Source organism: Saccharothrix sp. HUAS TT1, assembly GCF_040744945.1.
Lineage (GTDB): Bacteria > Actinomycetota > Actinomycetes > Mycobacteriales > Pseudonocardiaceae > Actinosynnema.
Genome location: NZ_CP160453.1, coordinates 1400551 through 1414473, shown reverse-complemented (window position 1 = coordinate 1414473; position 13923 = coordinate 1400551). Strand labels below are relative to the sequence as shown.

The 13923-nt window shown below is 71.7% G+C and carries 18 protein-coding genes; 14 read left to right on the top strand and 4 right to left on the bottom strand.

Translation table 11 applies throughout. The features are described 5' to 3' along the window. Window positions 1–2 precede the first annotated feature (2 nt). Entirely contained in the window at window positions 3–170 is a 168-nt protein-coding gene (locus AB0F89_RS06955; protein ID WP_367133725.1) for a hypothetical protein, read from the bottom strand. A gap of 72 nt (window positions 171–242) precedes the next feature. Here AB0F89_RS06955 and AB0F89_RS06950 point away from each other — a divergent pair, with 72 nt between their 5' ends. From AB0F89_RS06950 to AB0F89_RS06915, 8 genes are all read left to right on the top strand, one after another. After that, entirely contained in the window at window positions 243–1109 is an 867-nt protein-coding gene (locus AB0F89_RS06950) for a S49 family peptidase (RefSeq protein ID WP_367133723.1), read from the top strand. Between the two features lie 61 nt (window positions 1110–1170). Then, window positions 1171–2031, top strand: coding sequence for a LytR/AlgR family response regulator transcription factor (locus AB0F89_RS06945; RefSeq protein ID WP_367133721.1), 861 nt, complete (start codon window positions 1171–1173; stop codon window positions 2029–2031). After that, on the top strand, window positions 2028–2468 hold the full coding sequence (locus AB0F89_RS06940) for a hypothetical protein (RefSeq protein WP_367133719.1): 441 nt from the start codon (window positions 2028–2030) through the stop codon (window positions 2466–2468). Before AB0F89_RS06945 ends, AB0F89_RS06940 begins: the two co-directional genes overlap by 4 nt. Beyond that, window positions 2465–4267 carry a cation acetate symporter gene (locus AB0F89_RS06935; protein WP_367133717.1) on the top strand — a complete coding sequence of 601 codons (1803 nt, stop codon included), beginning with the start codon at window positions 2465–2467 and terminating at the stop codon, window positions 4265–4267. Before AB0F89_RS06940 ends, AB0F89_RS06935 begins: the two co-directional genes overlap by 4 nt. A 377-nt stretch (window positions 4268–4644) precedes the next feature. Beyond that, the gene (locus tag AB0F89_RS06930; protein WP_367133715.1) at window positions 4645–4995 is read left to right on the top strand and encodes a DUF485 domain-containing protein; all 351 of its coding nucleotides are present in this window, start codon (window positions 4645–4647) and stop codon (window positions 4993–4995) included. Continuing rightward, window positions 4992–6578, top strand: coding sequence for a cation acetate symporter (locus tag AB0F89_RS06925; protein ID WP_367133713.1), 1587 nt, complete (start codon window positions 4992–4994; stop codon window positions 6576–6578). The genes AB0F89_RS06930 and AB0F89_RS06925 overlap by 4 nt, the downstream gene beginning before the upstream one ends. A 96-nt stretch (window positions 6579–6674) precedes the next feature. After that, window positions 6675–7022, top strand: coding sequence for a rhodanese-like domain-containing protein (locus AB0F89_RS06920; protein WP_367133711.1), 348 nt, complete (start codon window positions 6675–6677; stop codon window positions 7020–7022). A gap of 1 nt (window position 7023) precedes the next feature. Continuing rightward, on the top strand, window positions 7024–7929 hold the full coding sequence (locus AB0F89_RS06915; protein WP_367133709.1) for a DUF4328 domain-containing protein: 906 nt from the start codon (window positions 7024–7026) through the stop codon (window positions 7927–7929). Here the strand turns inward: AB0F89_RS06915 and AB0F89_RS06910 are convergent. Next, window positions 7871–8176 carry a hypothetical protein gene (locus AB0F89_RS06910; protein WP_367133707.1) on the bottom strand — a complete coding sequence of 102 codons (306 nt, stop codon included), beginning with the start codon at window positions 8174–8176 and terminating at the stop codon, window positions 7871–7873. The two genes, AB0F89_RS06915 and AB0F89_RS06910, sit on opposite strands and share 59 nt — an antisense overlap. A gap of 91 nt (window positions 8177–8267) precedes the next feature. Between AB0F89_RS06910 and AB0F89_RS06905 the strand changes: the two genes are divergently transcribed. Together AB0F89_RS06905 and AB0F89_RS06900 are read left to right on the top strand one after the other, a co-directional pair. Continuing rightward, entirely contained in the window at window positions 8268–9104 is an 837-nt protein-coding gene (locus AB0F89_RS06905; protein ID WP_367133705.1) for a helix-turn-helix domain-containing protein, read from the top strand. Beyond that, entirely contained in the window at window positions 9104–9304 is a 201-nt protein-coding gene (locus tag AB0F89_RS06900; RefSeq protein WP_367133703.1) for a DUF397 domain-containing protein, read from the top strand. Before AB0F89_RS06905 ends, AB0F89_RS06900 begins: the two co-directional genes overlap by 1 nt. A 29-nt stretch (window positions 9305–9333) precedes the next feature. Here AB0F89_RS06900 and AB0F89_RS06895 read toward each other — a convergent pair whose 3' ends face one another. Next, window positions 9334–10566: a cytochrome P450 gene (locus AB0F89_RS06895; protein ID WP_367133701.1), complete on the bottom strand. Its 1233-nt coding sequence runs from the start codon at window positions 10564–10566 to the stop codon at window positions 9334–9336. A 93-nt stretch (window positions 10567–10659) separates the two neighbouring features. On the opposite strand from AB0F89_RS06895, the gene AB0F89_RS06890 reads away from it, so the two are divergent. The 4 genes from AB0F89_RS06890 (at window position 10660) to AB0F89_RS06875 (ending at window position 13228) form a co-directional block, all read left to right on the top strand. Next, the gene (locus tag AB0F89_RS06890) at window positions 10660–11367 is read left to right on the top strand and encodes a glycerophosphodiester phosphodiesterase family protein (protein WP_367133699.1); all 708 of its coding nucleotides are present in this window, start codon (window positions 10660–10662) and stop codon (window positions 11365–11367) included. Window positions 11368–11384: 17 nt separating this feature from the next. Further along, window positions 11385–12332: a DUF5926 family protein gene (locus AB0F89_RS06885; RefSeq protein WP_367133697.1), complete on the top strand. Its 948-nt coding sequence runs from the start codon at window positions 11385–11387 to the stop codon at window positions 12330–12332. 63 nt (window positions 12333–12395) lie between these two features. Continuing rightward, window positions 12396–12716, top strand: a complete 321-nt coding sequence (locus AB0F89_RS06880; RefSeq protein ID WP_367138741.1) for a DUF952 domain-containing protein — start codon at window positions 12396–12398, stop codon at window positions 12714–12716. Between the two features lie 14 nt (window positions 12717–12730). Continuing rightward, window positions 12731–13228, top strand: coding sequence for a hypothetical protein (locus AB0F89_RS06875; RefSeq protein ID WP_367133695.1), 498 nt, complete (start codon window positions 12731–12733; stop codon window positions 13226–13228). Window positions 13229–13276: 48 nt separating this feature from the next. Here the strand turns inward: AB0F89_RS06875 and AB0F89_RS06870 are convergent, their stop codons facing one another. Continuing rightward, complete coding sequence (locus AB0F89_RS06870) at window positions 13277–13837, bottom strand: ferritin (protein ID WP_367133693.1); 561 nt, start codon at window positions 13835–13837, stop codon at window positions 13277–13279. Window positions 13838–13923 lie beyond the last annotated feature (86 nt).

Genomic DNA, 13923 nt, shown 5'->3' with positions numbered 1-13923 from the left:
GGTCACCTCGCGGCGACCGCCAGGACGGTGACGACCATGACCGCGCACACGCCCCAGGTGATCCACATCCAGTAGACGTGCATCGCGGGCGGGCCGTCCGGGTTCTGCCTGCCCCGGTCGTCCCACCACTCGACGTAGCGTTCGAGCCACCGGATCGGGTTGAACGTCACCGCTCGATATTAGCCGCGCCGGCCGCGCTTCCCGGGCGCGCTCACCGCGCGGGCACACGTAAGGTCGAGGGCATGAGCGTCACGGACAAGATCGCCGCCCGGCTGCCCAAGATCGTCGGCGAGCGGACCGAGCGCGGGCCCGTCGTGGCCGCCGTCCGCCTGCACGGCGTCATCACCCCGACGCCGACGCCGATGGCCCGCAACGCCATCAGCCTGCAGACCGTGGAGAGCGCGCTGACCCGCGCGTTCGAGCACGACCGGCTGGTCGCGGTCGCCCTGCTGATCAACTCGCCCGGCGGCGCGCCGACCCAGTCCGCCCTGGTCGCCGAGCGCATCCGCGAGCTGGCCGCGAAGAAGAAGGTGCCGGTCCTGGCGTTCTGCGAGGACCTGGCCGCCTCCGGCGGCTACTGGCTGGCCTGCGCGGGCGACGAGGTCTACGCGCACGGCACGTCGCTGGTCGGCTCGATCGGCGTGGTCAGCGCCGGGTTCGGCCTCAACGGCCTGATCGAGCGCTACGGCGTCGAGCGCCGCGTGCACACGGCCGGGGACAACAAGGTCCGGCTCGACCCGTTCAGCCCGGAGAAGCCCGAGGACGTCGAGTGGCTCAAGGGCCTGCAGGTCCAGCTGCACGAGCAGTTCGTGGAGTGGGTCAGGGAGCGCCGGGGCGTGAAGCTCAAGGCGACCGACGACGAGCTGTTCAACGGCGAGGTGTGGACCGGCGCGCGGGCGGTCGAGCTCGGGCTGGTCGACGGCATCGGCACGCTGCGCGGCGTCGTCGCCAAGCGCTACCCGGACGCCGAGATCGCCGTCGCCGAGCCGCGCCGACCCCTGCTCGCCCGCCTCGGGTTCGCCGGCGCGACCACCCGATCGGGCGATCTCCTGCTGGAGGGGTTGGCGGCGCTGGAGGAGCGGGCGCGCTGGTCGCGATTCGGCTTGTGAGGTCACAGCCTCGCGGCCGTCCGGCAACCGGCGTAGACAGCGACCCCGCCGGGTCGGCAAGATGCGCGGCACAGTGAGTACCCCAGTGAACAGTCGCGCGGACGGCACCGGCCTCCTCGTCCTGGCGGTGGACGACGAGGCGCCCGGTCTGAGCGAGATCAAGTACCTGCTCGAGAGCAGCCCGCACATCCGACGCGTGCTCACGGCCTTCGACGCGGCCGAGGCGCTGCGCATCCTCCGGGGTGACTACGACGTCGAGGTGATGGACCGCACCCGGGCCGGGCTGCCGCCGGTCGACGCCGTGTTCGCCGACATCAACATGCCCGGCCTGAGCGGCACGGACCTCGCGCGCGTGCTCGGCGCGTTCCGCGCGCCACCGGCGCTGGTGTTCGTGACGGGCGTCGAGCACTCGGAGGCCGTGGTGGCGTTCGAGGTGGGCGCGCTCGACTTCGTGACCAAGCCGATCAACGAGGACCGGGTCAACAAGGCGATCTCGCGCGTGGTCGACCGGGTCGCCGCGACACCGGCGGTCAACCCCGAGCCCGCCGCGGCGGAGCCGCAGGACGACGAGGTGATCCCGGTCGAGCTGGGTGGCACCATCAAGCTCGTGCCGAGGGCCACCGTCCGCTACGTCGAAGCGCAGGGCGACTACGCGCGCCTGCACACCAGCGACGGCGGGAGCCACCTGGTGCGCATCCCGCTGGCGCAGCTGGAGGAGCGCTGGGAGAACGCGGGCTTCGTCCGCATCCACCGCTCCTTCCTGGTGGCGCTGCCGCTGGTGACCGAGCTGCGGATGACGTCGAACGGGTACGCGGTGGTGATCGGCTCGGGCGAGGGCGCGAAGGAGCTGCCGGTCAGCAGGCGGCACACCCGCGAGCTGAAGGAGAGGATCGTGCGGCCCCCCAAGAGCAGTTGGGGATGACCAAGCACTCCGGCCCACCCGGCCAACCGGACCAACCGCAGCCGGCCGAACGCGACGCCTGGCTGTCGGTGTCGGCGCGCAAGAACCGCCGCCGGCGGGTGGTGCTGGCCGACCCGCGCGGGCGCGGGCGGGTGCTGCGCACGATCATCGAGCTGGAGGAGCAGACCAGCGTCGGCGAGAAGCTGATCCGCGACCTGATCCGGACCCAGTTCCGCACCGGCATGGCGCTGGGCGGCAGCACGCTGCTGCTGCTGGCGCTGCTGCCGCTGGTGTTCTACCTGCTGCCGGCGCTGTCGGAGGTGCAGCTGCTCGGCGTGCGGCTGCCGTGGCTGCTGCTCGGGCTGCTGCCGTTCCCGCTCTGCTACGGCGTCGGCTTCGCCTACCGGAGACTGGCCGAGAGGCACGAGCAGGACTTCGTGAGCTCGGTGGACCGGTGATCCAGAACCCCTGGAGCCTCGTGCTCGTCGGCGTGATGGCGGTGCTGACGTTCCTGCTGGGCTACGTGGGCTCCCGCCGGGCGAACACGACACCGGACTTCCTGGTGGCCCGCCGCGGCGTCCCGGCCACCCGCAACGCCGCCGCGATCTCCGGCGAGTACCTGTCCGCCGCGTCGTTCCTCGGCGTGGCCGGGCTCGTGCTGAAGGACGGCGTCGACGCGCTGTGGTACCCGATCGGCTTCACCGCCGGGTACCTGGCGGTGATGCTGTTCGTGGCCGCGCCGCTGCGGCGGTCCGGCGCCTACACCCTGCCGGACTTCGCCGAGGCGCGGCTCGGGCCGTCGAAGCTGCGGAAGTACTGCACGTTCTTCGTGATCTGCATCGGCGTGCTGTACCTGGTGCCGCAGCTGCAGTCGGCCGGGCTGACGCTGCACACGATCACCGGGCTGCCCGCGTGGCTGGGGCTCGTGGTGGTGGCGGTGATCGTCGCGGTGAACGTCCTCGGCGGCGGGATGCGGGCGATCACGCTGGTGCAGGCGTTCCAGTACTGGGGCAAGCTGTTCGCCATCGCCGCGCCGACGTTCGTGATCTTCGCGCTGTTCCTGACCGGTCCGGGCAACGGGGCGCAGCCGGTGGACTCCGCGGGCGTGCTGCGGTTCCCCGAGGACGTCGCGGTGACGACGGTCGACCCGGTGCGGGTGCGGGTCGACGTGGCCGTGCGGCTGTCCGCGACCGGTTCGGTGAACGGCGCGCCCGCGGCCGGGCCGGTGTACTGGACGCCCGGCCTGCACGAGGTCGGCGCGGACACCGAGCTGCGGTTCACCGCGGGGTCGCCGGTGCCGGTGGTCGAGGGCGCGCCGACGTCGAACCACGACTGGCTGCGACCGCAGACCGAGGGGCTGTCCGGGCTGTTCGAGACGTACTCGCTGATCTTCGCGACGTTCCTCGGCACGATGGGCCTGCCGCACGTGCTGGTGCGGTTCTACACCAACCCGGACGGGCGGGCGGCGCGGCGCACGGCGCTGCACGTGCTGTACCTGCTGGGGCTGTTCTACCTCTTCCCGACCGTGCTGGGCGTGATCTCGCGCCAGTACCTGCCGCAGCTGCTGGTGACGGGGAAGACCGACGCGGCGGTGCTGCTGCTGCCGACCACCATGCAGCCCAACGTGCTGGGCCAGGTGCTGGGCGCGGTCGTCGCGGCGGGCGCGTTCGCGGCGTTCCTGTCCACCTCGTCGGGGCTGCTCGTGTCGGTGGCCGGGGTGGTGTCGACGGACATCCTGCCGGGCAAGGTGCGCGACTTCCGCTGGGCGACGGTGCTGACCGGCGCGGTGGCGATCGGGCTGGCGCTCGTGCTGCCGCGGTCGGACGCGTCGTTGACGGTGGCGATGTCGTTCGCGCTGGCCGCGTCGACGTTCTGCCCCCTGTTGCTGCTGGGCATCTGGTGGCGCGGGCTGACGTGGGTCGGCGCGGTGGCCGGGCTGGTGGTCGGCGGCGGCATGGTGATCCTGGCGCAGGCGGTGACGGTGGTCAGCTCCTACACCGGGCAGTGGGCGCCGTCGGTGCTCTCCCAGCCGGCGCTGGTGACGGTGCCGGCCGCGTTCCTGACCATGGTGATGATCAGCAAGCTGACCGCGCGCCGCAGGCCCGACGACGTGAACCAGATCCTGCTGCGGCTGCACGCGCCGGACCCGCTCGGCTTCATGCGCGACCGCGACGTGCAGCGGTTCGGGACGGCCGAGGAGAAGGCCCGGCTGACGGACGGGAAGCACCGCGGCGGAACGGCGCCGTCGACCTCTTGATCGTGAGCTGACTCACATCCCGGCGTCGGTTCCCGGCGTGGGTCTGGACCACTTCGCCGCGTTGCCACCAGGGGTCGCCACCCGATGACCTGCGGTGACCCCGCTCGGCCTCCTCAGTGGTAGCTAAGAGTGGGAGCAGGTCTCGAACGGGTGAAGAAATGCGCACCGATCCGGTTACCGGTGATATCGATCACCTGAGTGGCTGTTCGTCTCAGCATTACTACCGCTCATCGCATCACTCGACTGTTGAGCGCAGGACCACCCGAAAGGTCTTTCAGGCGTGAGCCAGGTCTCCCTACGGTGCACGGCGTATCAGGAACGCACCAGGAGGACTTACGTGCCGTTCACACCGTCGTCAAGAACGCGAGGAGGGGACCGTGAGCACCTCTGAGCAGCACACCCCAGCCGACGCCCCGGGCAATCACAACTGGGTGGAAGTGCAGGAGAGCCCGGACTTCCGCGAGCTGCGCCGGCGGCTGCGGAGCTTCGTCTTCCCCATGGCCGGCCTCTTCCTGGCCTGGTACCTGCTGTACGTGCTCCTCGCCGATTACGCACACGGGTTCATGTCGACGAAGGTCATCGGCAACATCAACTGGGGCCTGATCCTCGGCCTGCTGCAGTTCGTCTCGACGTTCGCCATCACCACGCTGTACGTGCGGCACGCGAACAAGAACCTCGACCCCAAGGCGGAGAAGCTCCGCAACGAGCTCGAAGGGGGTCACGCGTGAACGGCAGCGCCCTGCTCAACATCGGGATCTTCGCACTCTTCGTCGCGGCCACCCTGGTCGTCGTCATCCGGGCCAGCCGCAACACCAAGACGGCGGCCGACTACCTGGCCGCCGGCCGCGCGTTCACCGGCCCGCAGAACGGCGTCGCCATCGCGGGCGACTACCTGTCCGCCGCGTCGTTCCTCGGCATCGCGGGCGCCATCGCGCTCAACGGCTACGACGGCTTCCTGTACTCCATCGGCTTCCTGGTCGCGTGGCTGGTCGCGCTGCTGCTGGTGGCCGAGCTGCTGCGCAACACCGGCAAGTACACGATGGGCGACGTGCTCAGCTTCCGGATGAGGCAGCGCCCGGTGCGCGCCGCGGCGGCGACGTCCACCATGGCCGTGTCGTTCTTCTACCTGCTGGCGCAGATGGCGGGCGCAGGCGGCCTGGTCGCCCTGCTGCTCGGCATCACCGGCAAGTTCGGCCAGGCCGTCGTGATCGCGGTGGTCGGCGCCCTGATGATCGCCTACGTGCTCATCGGCGGCATGAAGGGCACCACCTGGGTCCAGATCATCAAGGCCGTGCTGCTCATCGTCGGCGCCGGCGTGATGACGGTGTGGGTGCTGGCCAAGTTCGGCTTCAACCTGTCCTCGCTGCTCGGCGCGGCCGTGGACGCCGCGCCGAAGGCCGGCGAGAAGCTGCTCGGCCCCGGCCTGCAGTACGGCGCGACCGGCACGTCGAAGCTGGACTTCCTGTCGCTGGCCCTCGCGCTGGTGCTGGGCACGGCCGGCCTGCCGCACATCCTGATGCGCTTCTACACCGTGCCGACCGCCAAGGAAGCCCGCCGCTCGGTGGTCTGGGCGATCTGGCTGATCGGCCTGTTCTACCTGTTCACGCTGGTCCTGGGCTACGGCGCGGGCGCGCTGGTCGGCGCGGACAAGATCCGGGCGGCCCCGGGTGGCGCCAACTCGGCGGCCCCGCTGCTCGCCGAGGCGCTGGGCGGCCCGCTGCTGCTCGGCCTGATCGCGGCGGTCGCGTTCGCCACGATCCTCGCCGTGGTGGCCGGTCTGACGATCACCGCGTCGGCGTCGTTCGCGCACGACATCTACGCCAACATCATCAAGAAGGGCGAGGTGGAGGACAAGGACGCGGAGGTCAAGGTCGCGCGCCGGACGGCGATCGTGATCGGCATCGTGTCCATCCTCGGCGGCATCGCGGCCAACGGCCAGAACATCGCGTTCCTGGTGGCCCTGGCGTTCGCGGTGGCGGCGTCGGCGAACCTGCCGACCATCCTGTACTCGCTGTTCTGGAAGCGGTTCAACACCTCCGGCGCGCTGTGGAGCATCTACGGCGGCCTCGCCGTCACGATCACGCTGATCGTGCTGTCGCCCGCGGTGTCCGGCAAGCCGACCTCGATGTTCAAGGACGTCGACTTCGCGCTGTTCCCGCTGTCCAACCCGGGCATCGTGTCGATCCCGGTCGCGTTCCTCCTCGGCTACATCGGCACCGTGATGTCGAAGGAGAACGACAAGGAGAAGTACGCGGAGATGGAGGTGCGCGCCCTCACCGGCGTCGGCGCCGAGAAGGCGGTGGCCCACTAGCCGCGCTCCCCGCTCCTGCCGCGCGCCGGCCGTCACCCCGTCCCGGGGAGGCGGCCGGCGTGCTCCTTATCCCCCGTTTATGACCCCCGTGGCAGCATGGGCACCGTGACCGTTCCCAGCGTTGAAGTGTCCGAGGTGCCGGCGGAGCTGCCGGCGGGCAAGGTGCTGCTCGACGTCCGCGAGGCCGACGAGTGGGCGGCGGGCCATGCCCCGGGCGCAGTGCACATCCCGATGAGCGAGCTGGCCGGTCGGCTGGCCGACCTGCCCGGCGACTCCGAGTTCTACGTCGTGTGCCGCGCCGGCGGCCGTTCCGCGCGGGTCACGCAGTACCTGAACGCCAACGGCTGGGAGGCGACCAACGTCGACGGCGGCATGCAGGTGTGGGCCGCGTCCGGCCGCCCGCTGGTCGGCGAGGTCGACGGCGCGGAGCCCGAGGTCATCTGACATGGCGCTGCGACCGCTGCGGGTGGACTGGGTGGCGACCCCGCCACCCGGCGCCTACCCGCACCGTCGCCAGGGCGCGCCGCGCCGGCCGTACACCGGCCCGCCGTCGTACCCGGTGCCACCGCGCTGGGGCTTCCCGCTGCTGGCGTGGCGCTGGCCCACGTCCGTGGCCACGGACGACGACCGGCCGGTGGACGGCGTCGACCAGGTGCAGCGCCTGGCGCGCACGGCGTCCCACGCCCTCGGGCTGGCCGGGCTGACCGCCGTCTGGGCGGCGGGCAGCGAGGTGTGGCGGTACGTGCTGCTGCTGCTCAGCCGGTACGGGGCGATGTCGGGCACCACGGTCGGCGTGTCGGACGCGATGGTCGTGGCGTCGTCGGTGGTGATGTTCGTGGCGTCCGCGACAGCCCTGGTCTTCACCCTGCTCTGGCTGCGCCGCGCCCGCAACGCCGCCGCCGCCGAAGCGGGCTACGGGCCGTCCAGGACCGACCGGGAGGTGCTGGTCGGCCTGGTGGTCCCCGGCGTCAACCTGGTCGTGCCCGGCTCGGTGCTGGCCGAGCTGGAGCACGCCGCCCTGCGCGAACCGGCCACCACCCGCCCGACCCCGTCCAAGCTCGTCCGCTGGTGGTGGGGCCTGTGGGCGGCGGCCGGCCTGTTCTCGGCCTTCACCCTGGCCTGGGGCTTCCGCGCCGGTGTCCAGGCGCTGGCGGACGGCGTGCTGCTGCACGCCGTGGCCGACCTCCTGGCCGCCGCCGTGGCCATCCTGACGGCCGCCGTGGTCCGCCACGTCACCACCCTCCTGCTGCCGGTCGACGTGGCCGCCATCCGCCGGATGCGGGTGGTCGACGTCAGGGACGCCCCGGAGCCGACCCTGCGCCCGGTCCGGTCGTCGGGCTCGCCCCGCTGACCTCGCCGATCCCGAACGCCTCCAGGACGTCCTCGTACTCCCAGACGAGCGCGAGGGGCACGCGCCTGCCGTAGCGACCGAGGGCCGACTCGGCCGAGGCGTGCTGCCCGATGAACGTCCTGCCGGTGTCCGGATCGCGCCGGTAGACGATCGCGCTCGTCGCGTCCCCCTCGATGACCTCCATCCCCCAGGCGAAGATCCGGTTCCGGTCGGTCGCGTCCACCAGGCTGAACAAGTTCGCTTCCACGGGACCGACTGTCCCGCCGGGAGATCCACCGGATGCGGTGAAGCGGGGCGGGATTCCCGCATCCGCGCGTCCCGCCGGACCATGCTGCCCTGTGCCCACTCCGCCACCGTTCCGCCGCCGTCGGCTGGGGCGCAAGCTCGCCCGGATGCGGACCAGCGCCAAGCTGACCCTGGACGAGGCGGCCCGTGCCCTCTACCGCACCAAGTCCACCCTGCACCGGTTGGAGAGGGGCGAGACGATCCTGGACGTCCACCTCGCCAAGTCGATGATGGACCTCTACGACCAGTACGACCCCGACCTCCTCGACCAGGCGCTGAGGGCCCGCGAGCCCGGCTGGTGGACCACCTACGGCATCGAGAACCAGGGCTACATCGACGTCGAGACCGAGGCGTCCGACGTGCGCGACCTGTCGCCGTCGATCATCCCCGGCCTGCTCCAGACCTCCGGCTACATGCGTGCGGTGTTCGAGGCGCACCGGCTGAAGCGGACCAAGCGCTGGCTGGAGAACGACATCCGGGTCCGGCAGATCCGCCAGGAGCGCCTGACCGACCGGGAAGATCCGCTGCGGCTGCACGCGATCATCGAGGAAGCCGCGCTGCGCAAGATGGTCGGTGGCCGGGAGGTCATGCACGAGCAGCTGGCGCACCTCCTCGACATGGCCGAACAGCCCAACGTGACGATCCAACTGGTGTCCGCCGAACAGGGCGTGGTCGACGGCATGGTGACCGCGTTCACGCTGCTGGGCTTCCCCGGATCGGACGAACCCGAGGTGCTGTACATCGAGTACCTGACCGGAGCGCTGCACATCGAGGAGGAGCGGGAGCTGCAAGAGGCTAGACTGACGTTCGATTTCGTGGCCTCCCGGGCGCTGGGCACGGAGCTTTCGGTGGCCTTGATCGAACGGGTTCTGGCCGAGGGGGAAAGGTGATGGCTGTGTCCACAGTGGACTTCCCCGGTGCGTCGTGGCGGAAGAGCAGCCGGAGCAACGGCGCCAGCAACGCCAACTGCGTCGAAGTGGCGTTCACGGGACCGGCGGTGGCCGTGCGGGACTCGAAGAACCCCGACGCGGCGACGCTCGCGTTCCCCGCTGTCCAGTGGTCGTCCTTCCTGCGGCACTGGGGCTCCTGACCGACTGGCGGAAGGGCGCCCGGTCGGGGTCAGCGCCCAGCCAGCGGCAGGTCGTGCAGGCCGCGCATGACGAACTCGGCCCGCCGCCGCGGTTCGGCGGCCAGCTCGGCGGTCGGCAGCTTGCGGACCAGGGCGGACAGGGCGGCCTGGACCTCGATGCGGGCCAGGGGCGCGCCCAGGCAGTAGTGGATGCCCATGCCGAACCCGAGGTGCGGGTTGGGGTCGCGGGTGATGTCGAAGGTGTCCGGGTCGGTGAAGACCTCCGGGTCGCGGGCCGCCGCGCCGAGCAGCGCGGCGATCCTGCGGCCCGGCTCCACCTCGTACCCGGCGATGGTGACGGGCTCGGTCGCGGTGCGCTCGAACAGCTGCAGCGGCGAGTCGTAGCGGATCAGCTCCTCGACCGCCGTCGGCAGCAGGGAGTGGTCGGCCACCAGCCGCCGCCACTGGTCCTGGTGCAGCATCAACGCCCGCACGCCGTTGCCGATGACGTTGACGGTGGCCTCGTGACCGGCCATGAGCAGCAGCACGGCGGTCGCCACCAGCTCGTCCTCGGTCAGCTTCGCGCCGTCCGCGCCGGTCACCGCCACCAGGTCGGACACCAGGTCGGCGCCGGGCGACGCGCGCCGCAGCGCGACCAGTTCCCGCAGGTAGGCGACGAACTCGGTGGCCGCGTGCTCGGCTGCCGCCCGCCGGTCCCCGGGCAGGCCGTACTCGTACATCTTCACGATGGCGTTCGACCACGGCTGGAGCAGCGGCCGGTCGCTCGCGGGCACGCCGAGCAGTTCGGCGATCACCTCGACCGGCAGCGGGGCGGCGACGTGGGACAGCAGGTCGGCCTGGCCCTCGGAGCCGATCTTGGCCACCAGCTCGTCCACCAGCCGGTCGGCCAGGTCGGCGATCCACGGCCGCAGCCGCTCGACGTGACCGCGGCCGAACGCGGCGGCGACCAGCCTGCGCAGCCTGCTGTGCGTCGGCGGCTCGTTCTCCAGCATGGAGTTGCGGTGCAGCAGGTTGAACGAGGCGAACCGGTCGACGGGCTCCGCGTCGGTCCAGATCCGGCCGAGCGACCGGTGCCGGAGCACGGCCGACGCCGCGCCGTGCGACACCGCCACCGCGATGCCCATCCCCTCGTGCCAGTGCACCCCGCCCTGCGCGCGCATCGCGGCGAACGCCGGGTACGGGTCCGCGATGAAGGCGGCGTCGTGCTGGTCGAAGGAGGCCACGGTTGCGGACGGTAGGTGGTGAGCGCCGCTCGCGTCCATCCGAGACTGGTTGTCCGTTCAAACATTCAGGTGGCCGTGACATGGTGTGGTCGAGTTGACCGCGTCGGCGGTCCACCAGGAGCATTGCCAGGCGTGCCACCTGAAGTCGTCGCCCACCGCGGCGCGTCCACCCGACGCCCGGAGCACACCCTCGCCGCCTACGAACTGGCCCTGCGGCAGGGCGCCGACGGGCTGGAGTGCGACGTGCGGCTCACCAAGGACGGTCACCTGGTGTGCGTGCACGACCGCACGATCGACCGCACCAGCGGCGGGTCGGGCGCGGTCGGCGCGATGACGCTGGCGGAGCTGCGGCGGCACGACTTCGGCAGCTGGCACGGCGGCGAACCGGCCGAGGTGCTGACCCTGGAGGTGCTGCTCGGGCTGGCGGCCGACCACGGCAAGCGGCTGTTCGTCGAGACCAAGCACCCCGTCCGGCAGGGCGGCGGGGTCGAGCGCAGGTTGGCCGAGGCGCTGGCCGGGCACCGGGTCGACGCGGTGATGATGTCGTTCTCCGTCTTCGCCGTGCGCCGGTTCAAGCTGCTCCGGCCCGAGGTGCCGACGGTGCTGCTGTACGACCGGCTGTGGCCGAAGGTGACACCGTACTTCGTCGACTTCCCCGGTCCGGGAGTTCACCTGCTCAGGCGTCACCCGGACCGGGGAGAGGGCGCCTACGTGTGGACGGTGGACGACCCGGCCGACATCGCGCTGTGCCGCGCCCGCGGCGTCCGGTTCCTCGCCACCAACAACCCGGAGGAGACGCGGGAGCGGCTTGCGGATAACTTGACGCCCGACCAGCCCTGAGACCGAGGAGGCGCGCGGTGGCGAAGCGGACGGCCGTGAAGAACAAGCCGGCGGACGGCGTCAACCCGCGGCAGCCGTGCCCGTGCGGGTCCGGCAAGCGCTACAAGGCGTGCCACGGCGCGGCCGGCGGCGCGGCGGACGTGATCGTCTCCCGCCCGTTCCAGGGGCTGGCCGCCGAGGCCGAGCTGATCGCGCTGCGCGAGTTCGTGCCGTCGGCGACGGTGGAGCTGCCGCTCAAGGACGACTCCGGGCGCGCCATCGTGCTGGCCACCGTGCTGCCGATGGCCGCCGCCGGCCTGGTCCGCGCGGACGGCACCGCGTTCGTCGGCCTGCAGGTGCAGACCCGGTCCGGCGACCTGAGCCGCGACCTGGCGCGGGCCGTGCAGTGGGCGCTGACCGCCGAGACCGGCGACGCCCTCTCGGTCGTCGGCCCGGACGACGGCGCCAACCCCGGCCGGTTGCAGGACCTGCTCGACCCCGAGGCCGCGCTGAGCCCCGAGCTGCACACCGACTTCGCGTGGTGGCTGCCGCCGGACAACGAGCCGACCGGCGAGGTCGCCCTGTCCCTGGAGCGCGCCAACGCCGCCATCCTGCCCACCGAGCGCCTGAACGCGCCCGGCGTCGAGGCCGCCTACTGGGTCGACGCGGGCGACAAGGCGCACCTGCGCTGGGTCCGCCCCGAGTCGGAGGAGACGCTGCTCGCGGCGCTCGCCCGGCTGTCCGTGCGCGGCGAGCTGGACCTGGGCGAGGGCTCCCGGTACGCGGGCTCGTTCCGCGCGCACGGCCTGCTCGTCCCGGTGTGGGACCTGGACCGCGAGCTGCACTCCAGCGAGTGGGCGCCGGGCGCGGAGGCGTTGGGCAAGCGCTTGCAGGACGCCCTGACCAGCCTCGACGACGAGCCGCTGACCGAGGCGGAACGGCGTTCGCGGGACGGTCTGCGCGGTCGGCAGATCACCCTGCGCTGAACCTGTCCACAGGTATCCCCAGCTTTGTCCACAGGGACCTGTGGACAACCAGGAGGCGGAGTGATCCTGCGGATCAGCCCCAAGGCCGACTGGAGGCGCGCCCGCGAGGACGGCGCGATCCCGCTCGACCCGGACGGGTTCGTGCACTGCTCGGACCCCGGCACCGTGCACCTGCCGGCCAACCGCCTGTACCCGGCCCGGCACGACCTCGTGCTGCTGGTGATCGACCCGGAGGGCCTGCCGGTGCTGTGGGAGCCGGGCGAGACCGAGGACGGCCCGTGGTTCCCGCACGTCTACGGGCCGATCCCGGCCGACGCGGTGGTGGCCGTGCACGAGTTCACCCCGGACGCCGACGGCGCGTTCCGGCCGTTGCCCGTGCTCTGAGGGAGGTGGGCCGGGTGCGGCTGCTCGTCGTCGCCGGGGTCCTGCTGCTGGCCGCCTGCGAGTCGGCCACCCCGCCGGCCGCCCCGTCCTCCACCGCGCCCGCCACCGCGGCGGGGGAGGCGGGCGTGCTCGACTCCGGCGGGATCGGCGCGGTGCGGCTGGGGATGACGGTGGAGCGGCTGCGGGCCACCGGCGAGGTCGGCGACGACGTGACCACGCTGGAGTTCTCCTGCCCGGTGCACGAGCTGGTGGCCGTGCGGGGCTGGGTCGGCGTGCAGGACGGCGTGGCGGTGGACATCCGGGTCGAGTCCGCCGCCCGCACCCCCGAGGGCCTGCGGATCGGCGACTCGCGGGACCGGATGCGCGAGGTCTACCCGGACGTGGAGCAGACGCCGCACAGCTTCGTCCGGGTGCTCGACGCCGCGACCCGCTACCAGTTCTTCTTCCGGGACGCGGGCGACACCCTCACCGGCATGGGCCTGACCAAGGAGGGCCACGGCTGCCTGAACTGACGACGCCCCCCTCGGCGGGAGGGGGGCGTCGCCGGTTCCACCGGCTGGTTACAGCGCGCCGCCCGCGGCCCGCGGGGCGCCGCCGTCGACGTCCTCGCCCACGCTCTCGCGGGTCAGGAAGTTCTCCACGTGGAACAGGTTGCCGTCGGCCCGGTCGATCACGGTGAGCAGCGTGCTCATCGACGCGACCTCCTCCACCTGCTCCTTGAGGAACCACTGGAGGAACTGCTCGCCGATGTAGTCGCCCTCGTCGCGGGCCGTCTTGGCCAGTGCCACGATCTGCTCGGTGACCGTCTTCTCCTGCTCCAGCGCGAGCGCGACCGGCTCCCGCGGCGCGGTGAAGTCGTTGCGCACCGCGTCCACCCCGGGAATGGTGACCGGCAGGCCGTTGTCCATCAGGTACTGCACGATCATCATGGCGTGGTTGCGCTCTTCCAGCGCCTGCTTGTAGAAGTGCGAGGCGAGCCTGGGCAGGTCGCCGGCGTCGAACCAGACCGCGATGGCCACGTACTGCTGCGAGGCCGTGAACTCGTTGCGCACCTGCTCCTGAAGCAGGTCGTGGAACTTGGAGGCACGCGAGGAGGCGATTTTCTTCAGGTTGACAGCCATGCCGCAAGAATAACCGAAAGTGCGATTAAATGCATTCAGGTAAGGCTTGCGAACATTAGGTGAGGGTTCCCGAAGAAAGCTTAGGC

What these genes read in the sequence shown, in the direction of transcription:
- AB0F89_RS06870 (WP_367133693.1), bottom strand. Translation starts at nt 13,837, where the DNA reads ATGGCTGTCAACCTGAAGAAAATCGCCTCCTCGCGTGCCTCCAAGTTC.
- AB0F89_RS06940 (WP_367133719.1), top strand. Translation starts at nt 2,028, where the DNA reads ATGACCAAGCACTCCGGCCCACCCGGCCAACCGGACCAACCGCAGCCG.
- AB0F89_RS06900 (WP_367133703.1), top strand. Translation starts at nt 9,104, where the DNA reads ATGGCTGTGTCCACAGTGGACTTCCCCGGTGCGTCGTGGCGGAAGAGC.
- AB0F89_RS06915 (WP_367133709.1), top strand. Translation starts at nt 7,024, where the DNA reads ATGGCGCTGCGACCGCTGCGGGTGGACTGGGTGGCGACCCCGCCACCC.
- AB0F89_RS06895 (WP_367133701.1), bottom strand. Translation starts at nt 10,566, where the DNA reads ATGGACGCGAGCGGCGCTCACCACCTACCGTCCGCAACCGTGGCCTCC.
- AB0F89_RS06920 (WP_367133711.1), top strand. Translation starts at nt 6,675, where the DNA reads ATGGGCACCGTGACCGTTCCCAGCGTTGAAGTGTCCGAGGTGCCGGCG.
- AB0F89_RS06950 (WP_367133723.1), top strand. Translation starts at nt 243, where the DNA reads ATGAGCGTCACGGACAAGATCGCCGCCCGGCTGCCCAAGATCGTCGGC.
- AB0F89_RS06945 (WP_367133721.1), top strand. Translation starts at nt 1,171, where the DNA reads ATGCGCGGCACAGTGAGTACCCCAGTGAACAGTCGCGCGGACGGCACC.